At 47.1% G+C, this 13,783-nt stretch carries 6 protein-coding genes and 1 pseudogene; 5 read left to right on the top strand and 2 right to left on the bottom strand.

Features of this window, described 5'->3' with window-relative positions; all coding sequences use genetic code 11:
* Positions 1-32: 32 nt before the first annotated feature.
* From QFZ77_RS29670 to QFZ77_RS29650, 5 genes are all read left to right on the top strand, one after another.
* Positions 33-6,002: a rhamnogalacturonan lyase family protein gene (locus QFZ77_RS29670; protein ID WP_307445140.1), complete on the top strand. Its 5,970-nt coding sequence runs from the start codon at positions 33-35 to the stop codon at positions 6,000-6,002.
* Positions 6,003-6,113: 111 nt separating this feature from the next.
* Positions 6,114-7,076 carry an ABC transporter permease gene (locus tag QFZ77_RS29665; protein WP_307445137.1) on the top strand — a complete coding sequence of 321 codons (963 nt, stop codon included), beginning with the start codon at positions 6,114-6,116 and terminating at the stop codon, positions 7,074-7,076.
* 12 nt (positions 7,077-7,088) lie between these two features.
* Positions 7,089-7,958 (top strand): carbohydrate ABC transporter permease, encoded by an 870-nt coding sequence (locus QFZ77_RS29660; protein ID WP_307445134.1) that lies wholly within the window; start codon positions 7,089-7,091, stop codon positions 7,956-7,958.
* 29 nt (positions 7,959-7,987) lie between these two features.
* Entirely contained in the window at positions 7,988-9,625 is a 1,638-nt protein-coding gene (locus QFZ77_RS29655) for a type 2 periplasmic-binding domain-containing protein (protein WP_307445132.1), read from the top strand.
* 263 nt (positions 9,626-9,888) lie between these two features.
* Complete coding sequence (locus QFZ77_RS29650) at positions 9,889-11,106, top strand: MFS transporter (protein WP_307445130.1); 1,218 nt, start codon at positions 9,889-9,891, stop codon at positions 11,104-11,106.
* A 6-nt stretch (positions 11,107-11,112) separates the two neighbouring features.
* Here the strand turns inward: QFZ77_RS29650 and QFZ77_RS29645 are convergent, their stop codons facing one another.
* Together QFZ77_RS29645 and QFZ77_RS38025 are read right to left on the bottom strand one after the other, a co-directional pair.
* Positions 11,113-13,527, bottom strand: coding sequence for a beta-propeller domain-containing protein (locus QFZ77_RS29645; protein ID WP_307445127.1), 2,415 nt, complete (start codon positions 13,525-13,527; stop codon positions 11,113-11,115).
* A 112-nt stretch (positions 13,528-13,639) separates the two neighbouring features.
* Positions 13,640-13,777, bottom strand: a pseudogene (locus QFZ77_RS38025) (EAL domain-containing protein); the annotation flags it as partial.
* Positions 13,778-13,783 lie beyond the last annotated feature (6 nt).

Here is a 13,783-nt window from a genome sequence, read left to right as displayed (position 1 = left end):
AAAAAACACATAGAAGGCGAGGACTTAGTATTATGAAAATGAGAGCAAGTCGAATAGTAGCAACTCTATTGTGTGGTCTCATGATTTCTTACAATATGCTCCCAACTCTGCCTTATGGTGAATCTACTGCCCATGCAGCAGAGGCGTTAGTAAAGAAATTTGATTTCGGTCCTGCGAGCAGTCCGGTCATGGCAGGCTATAATCAAGTTCATGATCAGTTGACCTATACGCAGGAACGGGGATATGGGCTTGAAACAGCACTGCCAGCAGGAGCCTCTAGGAATCGATCAGGCGGCACGGATTTGACGAACGATTTTATTTTGGGAACACCCTTCACGTTCTTAGCGGATGTGCCGAACGGCAATTATAACGTGACGGTTTATTCAGGCGATCTGCTCGCAGGTACGTCCACAACGAAAACGACGGTTGCTCTCGAAGGGGCGACGAAAGGGACGATTTCAACGAAGGTAGCTATTGCACAAGCAACCTACAGCACCACGGTAACTGATGGCCAATTGACAGTTGGCATCACTACAGGCTACAGCGGCACAGGCGCTGGTTATTTGAACGGTCTCGTCATTGAACAGGTGCCAGTGGCGACGGCACCTTCGGCTCCTCAATCACTCGCTGTAACCAATATTAATTCCACTCCTGGTGCAGCCTCCGTATCACTTGGTTGGAGCAGTGTAACGGATTCGGTCTATTACAACGTGTACCGTGCGACGAATAGCGTCACGAATTATGATTTTATCAAACAAGTGATGGTAAATTCTTATACCGATACGGCCGTTTCTGCAGGAAATACATATTCCTATCAAGTAACTGCTCTGGGTGCAGGTGGTCTTGAATCTGCAGCAAGCAGTTCTGTAACGGCGGAAATAGTACAAACAGCAACAATTCCTGCCCCTCCTTCGAACTTGATTGTAAGCGGTGTCACTTCGGACAAAGTTTCCTTGCAATGGTCAGCATCGAATGGAGCAACGGGTTATACGGTATTCCGTTCGGATTCTGCTGCCGGAATTTACACCGAGCTCGGCAAGGTAACATCGACAACGTACACAGATTCTACGGCCGACACTTCGGCTGTTCACTACTATCAGGTAAAAGCAACGAATGCGGCAGGAGTATCTGAAGCCTCGAGCGTGGCAGCAAGCACGGTATTTGCTGCGCCTAATGTGCTTCCGTCCGGACTGCCGTTGAAATTAGACTTCGGTCCTGGGGCCGTAGCTGACGGCTATTTCGGTATAACGGCTCCAGTGGCCTACACAGCCCAGCTGAAATACGGATTTGCCAATCCTTCGCTCGTCAGCTCTGGTAACAGCGGCACATCGGATCTATTGAAATCCGATTACCTAATGCCGGCTGGCACCTCCTTCAATGTGGATCTGCCAAACGGGGATTACGCTGTTACGGTTACGGCAGGTGATGCCAATGCGGCAACTGAAGTAGCTGTTTCCGTAGAAGGAATGACGGCAAACAAAATTGCGCTCACGTCTAAGGCAGCTGGTGAATATTTGGAGCAGACGTTCGAAGCCGCCCTGGTTGATGGTCAGTTGAATATCAGCTTCTCGGGTTCTGCGCCCAAAATTAATGGGCTTGTCATTTCAAAGCTAGCGGATCGGGTGGCTGGTGAAATGCCTACGGTTTATATCGCAGGGGATTCTACGGTGCAGACCTACGATTCCTATTGGAAGCCTCAAGCCGGTTGGGGGCAGATGATTTCCCGCTACTTCACTTCCGATATAACCTTCAGCAACCAGTCCATCGGTGGCCGAAGCAGCAAAACGTTCCTCACGGAAGGCCGTTTGGATAACATTTTGCGGGCGATCAAGCCGAATGACTACTTCTTGATTCAATTCGGTCATAATGATGCGACAATCTCCGTTCCAGAACGGTATGCATCTCCCGAGGATTATAAAAATTATCTAAAGACGTATATCAATGGCGCTAGGCAGCGTGGAGCTATACCGATTCTGGTAACGCCTGTCGGCCGCAGGGACTTTAACGCGACAACCGGTATCTTCAATGTCAGCTTCCCGACCTATGTAGCTGCTATGAAAGAACTGGCACAAGAAATGAATGTAAAACTCGCGGATCTCAGCGCTTTAAGCCGTGCGTACTATGACACCATTGGTCCAATTGGAACGCTTGCGGTCTTCCTCCATGTACCTGTAGGTACTTACACCGCCTTCCCGAGCGGTAATGCGGACGATACGCACTTCCAGGAATATGGCGCAATCCAAATCGCGCGTCTTCTGTCAGGCGGGATTAAGGACCTGAACATTCCACTTTCCGCTTATGTCACGGATATTGCGCCGCCTGCTGCAGTCCCATCGAAGCCAATCGGTGTAGTGGCAAGCAGTGTGAGCAATGCAGGAGCTGTATTGACATGGAATACAGTAGATGGTGCGGATATTTATAAGATTTATAGAAAGTCAGCATCTGACACCAATTACGTCTTAGTGGGTACGTCGACCGTTCCGACGACTACGATTCAAGGTATGACGGAAGGGCAAACCTATGATGTAGTTGTTACAGCAGTTAACGGCAAAGGGGAGTCCGAGCAGTCAGATGTCGTCGTCATCAAAACGAAGCACGCGACGATCAAGTTCGATTTCGGTTTAGCATCCTCGCCGGTTCAAGATGGCTATACCGGCGTTAACCTTTCTTCCAAATACACGGCGGAGAAAGGCTATGGCATCAAGGACCCGACAGGCATGATTGGACGTGATCGTGCTGCCGGTACGGACCTGCTCCGTGATTGGCTCGGCTATTTCAATGTCGGCTGGGAGTTTATGGTGGATATGCCGAACGGTCTTTATTCCGTTAAGCTATACGTTGGCGATTATCTTGGAAGTGCAAGAACGACTGTTGCCATCGAAGGTACGGACTATGGGACCGTAACGGCGGGCAATAAATCCGTTGTCGAAAAGATTATTTCACAGACTTCCGTTAGTGATGGACAAATGAACTTCAAGTTCGGCGGTGCAACCGCGATCGTAAATGGTTTGGAAATTACACCGATTTTAATGGCGCCTACAGCTCTGAAAATCGATGCGAAGAACACAGACCCGGAAAGTCCTTCCGTTTCTCTGTCGTGGACCGGGGTAGAGGACGTCGCGAAATATAATGTTTACCGCAAGGTTAGCGGTACGTCGAAATTCCAGCTGCTGGGCAGCTCAACAACGAGCGCTTACGTTGATAGCACCGTTGATGTGGGGATGGAGTACGTATACCAAGTGACAACAGTGGACTTGGCCTCAACGGAAACCGGTCCATCCACATCTCTCACAGTATCCATGATTGATCCCAATGTTCCAATTCCTGCAATACCTGTCAATCTTCACGTGGGAACGGTGAACAAGAACGATCTTACCATCAGCTGGGATGCGGTCGCAGGAGCCAAAACGTATAACATTTACCGTGCTGAGTCTAACAATGGCACCTTTGAGTTGATTGGCAAAGCCAGTCAATCCAGCTATACAGATACGTCAGTGCTTACGACGATCCCTTACTATTACAAAGTTTCAGCCGTAAGCGCAGGCGGAGTATCCGGGCAGTCCGAAACGCTGGCAACGCCAGTCGTAACCGTACTGAATCGGCAAGCTGAATATCTCGATCGCGCGCTTGTAGCGGTCAAACAGGATAATGGTGTCTATGTAGGCTGGAAAATGCTTGGCACAGACCCATCTAATATCGCATTCAATCTGTACCGCAGCGGTGTCAAAGTAAACGCAGAACCGATTACAGGCGCAACAAATCTGCTCGATGAAGCGGGATCGGATACGTCTGTTTATCTTCTGAAAACCGTTATCGGCGGTAGTGAGAAAGTGGCTTCGAAAGAAGCATCTGTATGGCAAAACAATGATATGGCCATACCACTCCAGAAGCCGGAGGGCGGCATCACGAAATCCGGAGAAGCCTATAACTACAGCGCGAACGACACCAGTGTCGGCGATGTGGATGGCGACGGCACGTACGAGTTGATCGTGAAGTGGGATCCGTCCAACTCCAAAGATAACTCTCAGGCTGGATATACCGGCAACGTTTACATCGATGCCTACAAGATGGACGGTACTCGCCTGTGGCGTATCGACCTTGGACCGAACATTCGCGCTGGAGCGCATTACACGCAGTTCCAGGTCTATGATCTGGATGGCGACGGCAAAGCGGAAGTCACGTTCAAAACAGCCGATGGCACGATTGACGGAACAGGCATTGCTATTGGTGATGCAACAGCCGATCACCGGAACAGCAGTGGTTATGTGCTGGAAGGATCTGAATACTTAACCGTTTTTAATGGTTTGACCGGAAAAGCAATCGCAACGACGGATTACGATCCGCCTCGCGGAGTCGTTTCGGATTGGGGCGACCTTTATGGCAACCGGGTGGACCGTTTCCTGGCAGCAGTTGCTTACCTTGATGGCGAGCATCCGAGCTTGATTGTCAGCCGTGGCTATTATACGAGAACGGTGATTGTAGCTTACGATTACAAGAATGGCGCATTGACGAAAAAATGGCGTTTCGATACGAATGATGAAGGTCTTGGCGCAGCTTATACAGCACAAGGAGATCATAACTTGTCCATCGGCGACGTAGATGGCGACGGCAAGGATGAGATCACGTTCGGGGCCATGGCCATCGATGATGATGGTACACCGCTCTACAACACCGGACTCGGTCACGGGGACGCGCAGCATCTAGGTGACCTGGACCCTTCTAGACCGGGGCTAGAATTCTTTAATGTGCATGAGCATCTAGATTCTCCTTATGGGCTAGACTTTCGGGATGCGAAAACGGGCGAAATTCTTTGGGGCGTTTGGACGGGAATTGATACCGGACGCGGCATGTCAGCAGACATCGATCCGAACTACTTGGGTGAAGAAGTATGGGCTGCAACAATAACGAATGCTCAGCATATTCCTCTCTCAGGTCTTTACAGCGCCAAAGGTGAATTGATCAGCACAACCATTCCTGGCTCCACGAACTTCGGCATCTGGTGGGACGGCGACCTGAACCGCGAACTGTTGGACGCCAACCATGTTGATAAATGGGACTATGTAAACCATACGACGAACCGATTGTTTACAGCTGAAGAGGCGTTGTCAAACAACGGAACAAAAGCGACACCGAACCTGCAGGCCGACCTGTTCGGCGATTGGCGTGAAGAAATTGTATGGAGAAACACAGACAGCTCAGAATTACGCATTTATACAACTACCACTTTGACCAATACACGACTTCGTACACTGATGCATGATCCGATTTACCGCTTAGGGGTCGCTTGGCAAAATACCGGATACAACCAACCGCCTCATACAAGCTTCTATCTTGGAAGTGGCATGGAGGAACCGGCTGCTCCGCATCTTACGATTGTGAACGAGCCGGCACCTGTATTACCGCCAGTGACTACTGATGATGCGCCTGAGGGCTGGGTGAACAAAGACGTAACGGTAACGCTAAAAGTTAGTGACAGCGTAGCCGGCGTAGCAGGCACCTACTACACGGTAGATGGCGGTGCAGAGCAGCAAGGCACTTCCATTATCCTCACAGTAGAGGGAACGCACACTCTCTCTTACTGGAGCGTTGACAAGAAAGGTAACGCTGAATCTCCACATACAGTAATCGTGAAAATAGACAAAACGGCACCTACATTACATCTGGTCTTGGATCAAACTGCTTTGTGGCCGCCAAATCACCAAATAATTCCCGTGAATGCGACTGTTAGCGCCAATGATAGCCACAGTGGAGTCTCCTCCATCGTACTTACATCCATCACAAGCAACGAGCCTGATAATGGGTTAGGTGATGGAGATACGCCCGTTGACATTCAAGGCGAGCAGATCGGCACATTGGATACTGAATTCATGCTTCGTGCTGAAAGATCAGGTAAAGGAGATGGGCGCATATACACCATCACTTATACAGCTGTTGACTTAGCAGGAAACACAACGACCCAAACAGCCGCCGTTTTAGTTTCTCAACATTCATCCGGCAAATAATGATGTCAGGAAGAAAGCTCGCCGAATCCAAGGCGGATTCGGTGAGCTTTTTGTTTAACTTCTCACCCAAAAAGTGGCATTAATTCTCAATCGTGTAAGGAGGATCAGAGAATGGAAGTCAATCATCAGTTGGCAGCAAAGGCTGTAGAGAGCCGAAGTATCAGGTTCTCCTTCTTGAAGAAGGAATGGCAGCGGAACAAATATTTGTACATTATGTTGATTCCAGTGCTCGCCTACTACTTAACCTTTAGTTATGGACCAATGTATGGTTTGCTGATGGCTTTTCATAAAAGCTACAGCCCAACAAAAGGAATATTAGCTGGCACTTGGGTTGGATTTGATAATTTCATCTTATTTTTCAAGAGCTTCTATTTCTGGAGATTGCTAAAAAATACATTGATCTTAAGCCTGTACAGCATACTGATCGGCTTCCCGGCACCCATCATCCTTGCTTTATTATTAAATGAAATTAGAAGCAAGTTTTTTAAAAGGACCATTCAAACCGTTTCTTATTTACCGCACTTCATTTCCGTCGTCGTGGTAGTCGGTATGCTGAAGACCTTTTCTTCCTTGGATGGTGGTTTATTTAACGTCATTCGCAGTTTTTTCGATCTGGGTCCGGTCATGTTCCTGGCAGAAAAGGATATGTTCAGGCCGCTATATATTTTATCGAATGTATGGCAAGGGGCAGGGTGGGCTTCCATTATTTTTCTAGCTGCATTAAGCAATATTGACTCCCAGTTATACGAAGCGGTCAAAATGGACGGGGCAGGCAGGTGGAAACAGCTGCTGCATATTACTCTTCCCGGGATTGCGCCAACGATCGTTATTATGTTGATTTTACGTTTCGGGGCTATCATGAACGCGGATTTCCAAAAGATTCTACTTATGCAAACAGCTCCCACCTATGAGACGTCTGACGTTATTTCCACCTTCGTATACAGGTCCGGTATCCTGGAAGGGAATTACACATATTCCACTGCTATCGGTCTATTTAATGGCGTAATTAACTTTACCCTGCTCATTGTGGCGAATTCGATCAGCAGAAAAATCAACGCTACGAGTCTCTGGTAAGGGAGTGAACATATGAAAAGAACATTTGGAGAACATTTGTTTGATTGGATGAATGTTACCGTTCTATCCTTGATCATTCTTGTATCGGTATATCCGATCCTATACGTATTCAATTCTTCTGTTAGCGATCCCAATGAGCTCTTGAGGAGCCAATCTTTGATGCTGCTGCCGAAAGGCTTTCAGTGGGATGCGTATGGACGTGTGTTTCATAATCCCAAGATCTATACCGGCTATATGAACACCTTGTTCTATGTTGTCGTAGGCACATTTTTTAATCTGTTGATGACATCGTTTGCGGCTTATGCGCTTTCAAGACCAGATTTATTCGGTAGGAAGTTTTTCATGAAGATCATCACCTTCACCATGTTTTTTGGCGGAGGGATGATTCCGACTTTCTTGTTGGTGCAAAGCTTAGACCTCGTCAACACCCGTTGGGCTATGATCATTCCTGCGGCCATCAACACATTTTATTTTATCATCATGAGAACCAGTTTTGAAAATATTCCGATAAGCCTAATTGAATCTGCCAAACTGGATGGGGCTAATGATTTTTCGATTTTATTTAAAATTATTTTACCACTTTCCAAGGCAATCCTTGCCGTGATGACGCTCTATTATGCTGTTGATCATTGGAATGACTTCATGAGTCCTCTCCTGTACTTAAGAAAGCAAGAATTATACCCCATACAGATCGTGCTGCGAGATATCCTGCTAAGCAACAGTACGGAAGCAATGGGGGGCGGTACGGATACGGGCTTTGCGATCGGCGAAAACATCAAGTATGCCACGATTATTATTTCCACCCTGCCTATCCTCATGATTTATCCGTTTATCCAAAAGTACTTTGTTCAAGGTGCCTTAATCGGTGCCGTCAAACAATAGAAAACTTAATTTCAAGGAGGCGTCTTTTCATGAAAAAGAAAATAGTTCCCATCTTATGCAGTGTGATTTTTACAGCAAGTGTGGTTGCAGGGTGTTCAAAGTCGGGTGAAAGCCCAAGTACCCTGAAACCCGCAGATGTGAAGGAGAAAGCTTTGGCCGAGATCCCCTTGCCGATTACGAAAGATCCTTTAACCATCAACTACTGGCGGGCGAACGATCCTAAGCTTACCGCTTCTTTGGCAAACTTCGGCGAAATAGCTGCTTACAAGAAAAAAGAAGAATTGACGGGAATGAAGGTTAATTTCACGCATCCACCGCTCGGTCAGCAAAAGGACCAATTCAATCTGTTGATTGCCAGCAAAGACTTGCCGGATATTATTTACTATAACTGGAACGATGCGTCAGGCGGTCCGGAAAAGATGCTGGCCGACGGCAGAATTATTAAATTAAATGATTACATCGATCAATATGCGCCTAATCTCAAAAAAATAATCAACTCCGATCCGGATGTGAAGAAGCAAATCTCGTTGGATGACGGTACCATCTTTATGTTTCCTTTATTGAAACTCGATGCGATTAAATTGAATGGAACCTCTGGATTAATTTTGAGAAAAGATTGGTTAGAAAAGTTAAATCTGAAAACACCTACAACGATAGATGAGTGGTATACCGTACTTAAAGCCTTCAAAGAGAAAGATCCGAATGGAAACGGCAAGCCGGATGAACTGCCTTTTACCGGCAATTGGGGTCCCGGCAACCTGACGAAGTTGTTAGATTTTTCACCTGGCTTCGGCGTTCTTGGCGGTTTTGAAATGAAAGACGGGAAGGTTGCCTTCGGTCCGCTTCAGCCGGAATACAAGAACTTCGTGGAAACGATGAAGAAATGGTACGCGGAAGGCTTAATCGATCCGGAAATCATGACCAATGACGGCAAAGCATTTGACTATAAGGTCACGAACAATGTGGCCGGTTCCTTTTATGGCGGCGTTTTCAGCGGTATGGCCAAATATTTCAACCTGATGAAAGATGCCAAATTCGATCTTACCGGCGCTCCATGGCCGAAAGGACCAGACGGCAAGACATACGCTACGTTCTCGTTGAACCAGAAAGTACTTTCGTATGGTGAAGCGATAACATCCAGCGCCAAAGCGGATAAAATCAAGTATCTCGTGCAATGGATGGACTTTAACTATAGCCAGCAAGGACACGATTTGTTTAATTTTGGAATTGAAGGTGATAGCTACACGAAAGATGGCAATGCGATCAAGTTTACGGACAAAATTTTGAAAAACCCGAAAGGCTTAACCTACGACCAAGCTCTTGCGACTTACTCGTTGTCGATTATGGATGGACCGATCAATCAGGATAGCAAATATTTAGACGCCCTGATGACCTTTCAAGGACAAAAGGACGCAAATGCGGAATGGATGAAAGGCAACTCATCACTGACGCTGCCGGCCATTCGAACAACCGAAGATGAATCGAAGACCATTGCTTCCGTTATGGGTCAGGTCAACACCTACATAAACGAGATGCAAACCAGTTTCATCATGGGGAAAACGCCGATGACCGAATATGATAAATTTGTTAAGACGATACAGGGGATGGGCATTGATCAAGCAACAAAGATTTACCAAGATTCCTACAATCGGTATTTGAAACGGTAGCGGAATGTACGTCTGACGAGGACACAGCTCTAATAAGGAGCTTTGCAGGTTATTATTGTTGATTATGCAATGGGGAAGCAAGCTTAATCCGTGGTCACTCGCGGATTAGGCTTGCTTTTTGTGTTGGTGTGAAGGTAGCAACAGCGTATCGCCATCGCTCGTACTTTGTCAGGAGATCGGCTTCGTGTTCTAATAGACACCACACGAACGTACGTGCTATAATTGGAAGATTCTGAGTATCACATTTAGATTGGAGATTAGGTATGAATCATTCGTTACTTCGGAATCGGACATTTGTTTTCATGATGATCGGAGAAGCCATTCAAGGCGCAGGTATTTGGACAAGCATCATTGCCAATTTGCAATTTATGCAAAGCCACGTTCCGTCTGATTTAGGCAAGAGCTTGATCCTGATGTGCGGTTTATTTCTCGGTGTACTCATTTCGCCGCAAGCCGGGGTGTGGGCAGACCGCTATGATAAGAAAAAAATATTGCTTATATCAGGGCTTGTTCGTTGTCTGGCTCCGATTGTCATGTTTGCGGCCATACAGTACCAATCCGTCGCCATCATGCTGTTGTCCGTCGTCATCATGCAAGTAGCAGCTACTGTTTATATGCCTACTGTGCAAGCAGCGCTGCCTTCCGTCGTTCCAGCCTCCGAGCTGCTTAAGGCCAACAGTGTAAACTTTAACGTGATTACTGTAGCAAGAATAGGCGGCACTGCTGCAGCAGGCATATTAGTATCCATGATGAATTTGTACACGGTTTATGCGCTGTCGCTTGTTTTTTACGTCATCCTCGTGATGCTCATTACGCAGTTGAGGATTCCCAATACTGCGGATTCCGTGGCTGCAAGAAAGAAAGAGAAAATCCGCTTTACGGAGTTGTTTCCACTCATTCGAGCAGAACCGTCTATATTCATCGCACTTATCAATAGCGGGGTTATTACCTTATTTCTAGGCGGTTTTAATTTACTTGTACTGAAGTTTAGTCAAATCCAGCACAAACCGGAACTGATGGGCTGGATCTATTCTTTAGAAGGCACTAGCATTTTGATTGCAGGCTTATTCGCAAAGCGTGTGATCGGCATGCGGAATCTGGTAACCAGCTCTACGCTGTTCATGTTATTATTTGCGCTTTCTTTTGCAGGAATGTCCTTCAGCGAGAGCAGCTATGCGGTTCTCGGCTCTTTCGTTATGTTCGGTTGCGCAGTCGCTTTTTTCTTTCCGATGGTATCGACACTATTCCAAATCAAAGTGCCCAAAGAAGCACAAGGACGCTTTTTCTCATTTCGAGGAATGCTTGACCGCGTCATGTTCCAGATTTCACTGCTTGCGACCGGCGCTTGTCTCGATTGGTTCGGGATCTCCACATTCTTACTGACGCTCGCCATAATTACCATATCAAGCGGGATCTTGACATTGTTCCTTGCCAAACGAAAATCAATGGACGTCCGGCAACCGATCACTAGCGACACGTGAAAAGGACTACGGAATTATCACCGAGTTCTTTTCGTGCAGCGTGCTGAGGTCGTTCGCTTTGATTAATCCGTTAGAGACGGTGTACAGCGTATCGCCGATATAAAGAACGCGCTGTACCTGTTTGTCGCCGGCATGAACGTATTGCCCGGCTTTTTGCAGATCTTCCTGAGTAAGATGGGTAATGCCGCCGCGGAACTGGAAGCCTTTTTCCAAGTCAAGGTTGTAGACGTACGCGCCTTGGAAAGCAAAATTGCCGTATGCGCTAGCAGGCATCTTCGGATTGTTTGTCGTCTGATTGGGGTCGATTTTCATTACGTTAACTGGGAAGGAAAGTAGATTTTTTTCCTTGTTAAAGAGCAATGCACGGTGATTGTGCAGCAGCTCGGAATCCGTACCGCGGTCCCCGATCAGCTCCTTAAATTTCTCCTTCGGATTATTCACATCGGTTACATCGAACAGCGCCACTTTCATGCCTTGGTAATAAGCAATGGACTGCGGTCCATTCGGATTTTTGATGTCGACCTCGATTGTATCTTTCCCGAAGCCGATAATATGGTTTTCATCATAAGGATGCAGATAATCGCTGTAGCCAGGAATCTTCAACGCGCCTAACAATTTCGGCTCAGCGGGATCCTTTAAATCCATGACGAATAGCGGATCGGTGTTCTTAAAAGTAACCATGTAAGCCCGGTCGCCCATGAAGCGGGTGGAGTAAATCCGCTCTCCTGGAGCGATGTTTTCGATCTTGCCTTTCTCTTTCAGGTTCGTGTCAAGTATGAAAACATGGTTCTTCGAAATCCCCTCATCCGTCCGACCCATTTCGCCTGTAGTTGTAGCAAGCCGGAAGTAGCCGTTATGCTCATCCATGGAAAATTGATTGAGCAAGCGTCCGGGCACTTTGCCTGTATTCTTGTACGCTGCTTTACCTGCGTTCAGCCCGAATTGATAAATAATCGTTTCCTGCTTAGGAAGCTCATAAGGTTGGCTGGATCCATTCGGCTCGCCGATTCGTATGCCTTGAGCAGGATCACCAGCAGGCATCCTCATTGGTTGGATTCCCATCTGTTCATAATTCGTTACGGCCATATATAAGTTCTCTTCGGATGCGTACACGTTCTGGCCTGAGCCGAGGTAAGAAGTGACATTCATCGTCTGCTTCAATTCATTCAGGTTGATGCCTCCGATGAGCACATAGTTAGGATCCAGGGCTTTCGGCAAGTAATAGACCTGATTGAGCGGAATAGAGGTAAAGGAGTCGCCTGCCGCCGAATCTCGATAAGCAGGAGCTAGCCCGGTCTTCGCTTCTTCCTTATCCGCCATTTCCCGGTATTGGTAGTAATTCACGTACTTATTGGAGATAAAATAGAGCGACGATCCGATTTTGCGGGAAGAAACGTAGTTTCCTTCAAGCTCAGCTTCCTTCAGAAGCTTCAAGCTGCTCCGGTCGGTGAGGTCGTAAACGATAACCTTCGCGGTTCCCTGGGACCTCATAGGCAGGATCATTTTCTTCTCTGTGACGCCGCCTGCCCCGTTATAAGGGACCGGTTTATAGTTCTGATAAGAATTACCAAGCACGATCAGATGCTTGTCGTCCACGTAGATTTCACTTGGCTGGAACTGAGTGTCTTGATTTCCCGGGAAATCGAGAATGCTCAGCACTTTCATCTGGTCGGCGGGATAAGCCTGAGTGACTACGATCCGCTGCTTGTTTACCGTATAAATGTACGTTCCATCTGTCTTGACGACATCGGATTCATCCACGCCTTGCACTTGTACGTTCGTGCCGGAGTAGCCGGGTGCCGCTGCACTGGCCGAATCTTGGACTTCAACAGAAACAAAGTCACTTGTTGGAGCCGAAGCTTTACCGAAGGATTCAGATTTAGCTTCTTTGGTTAGTAAACTAACTCTGGCGGATCCACTGCTTTCATTTTGCGTCAAAAGTGTGACCAAGTGGTCATAGGTACCGACTACAGGCAAGCTGTCAGCCTGTTTCGTGACGTTTACTGTGCTGGTGGCCGAATCCCAGCGAACAACATGATTTGCGCTTTCCATAAAGAAGCGTAGAGGAACGTAAGTAGAACCATCAACCATTTGCGTGCTGCCGTAAATGGTGTTTGCTTTACCGTTCACGTAGGCATAATCCGAATTCAATGGCAGCTTCAGCTCGTACCCGTTACCAGTAACAACCGCAAGCCGCTCTGCTTCATTCCATGTCACTTCCATGCTTAAAGCCTTTGCCAGATCCCGAACAGACGCCATCAGAATACCGTCCATTAATTTAGGCTGCAGCGAGAAAGCTATCGGCTGGCCCTCAAACCGGATCACAGGTTCCTGATCGGCGTTAGTGGCAGCGGGAGCAACTGCGGACGTTAAGATTGTAGCGGAAAGCAAGAGACCGGCGACCAAACCTTTTTTCTTCATCTTCTTCATCCTTTTCTTGAGTTTTGAGGGTTTCCATTATTTTCATCTATATCCTCATAACGGATGAGCTTTCCGATTTGTTTCAACGATTTAAAAATATTTTTTAATTGCCCTATTCCGAATAAATAATCTTAGCGATGTTATCCGCAGACATCGGAAGGCCCAGAAAATATCCCTGTGCTTCATGACAACCATAGTTTCTTAAAAGATTAAGCTGCTCTTCAGACTCGACGCCTTCAGCGATTACTTTAGATTT

Source organism: Paenibacillus sp. V4I3 (genome assembly GCF_030817215.1).
Lineage (GTDB): Bacteria > Bacillota > Bacilli > Paenibacillales > NBRC-103111 > Paenibacillus_E.
The sequence above is the reverse complement of the archived record's forward strand: the minus strand, read 5'-3'. Positions and strand labels throughout refer to the sequence as shown.

Bases quoted from the DNA above. Each gene is read 5' to 3' on its own strand.
- QFZ77_RS29670 (WP_307445140.1), top strand. From the start codon at position 33: ATGAAAATGAGAGCAAGTCGAATAGTAGCAACTCTATTGTGTGGTCTC.
- QFZ77_RS29665 (WP_307445137.1), top strand. From the start codon at position 6,114: ATGGAAGTCAATCATCAGTTGGCAGCAAAGGCTGTAGAGAGCCGAAGT.
- QFZ77_RS29660 (WP_307445134.1), top strand. From the start codon at position 7,089: ATGAAAAGAACATTTGGAGAACATTTGTTTGATTGGATGAATGTTACC.
- QFZ77_RS29655 (WP_307445132.1), top strand. From the start codon at position 7,988: ATGAAAAAGAAAATAGTTCCCATCTTATGCAGTGTGATTTTTACAGCA.
- QFZ77_RS29650 (WP_307445130.1), top strand. From the start codon at position 9,889: ATGAATCATTCGTTACTTCGGAATCGGACATTTGTTTTCATGATGATC.
- QFZ77_RS29645 (WP_307445127.1), bottom strand. From the start codon at position 13,527: ATGAAGAAAAAAGGTTTGGTCGCCGGTCTCTTGCTTTCCGCTACAATC.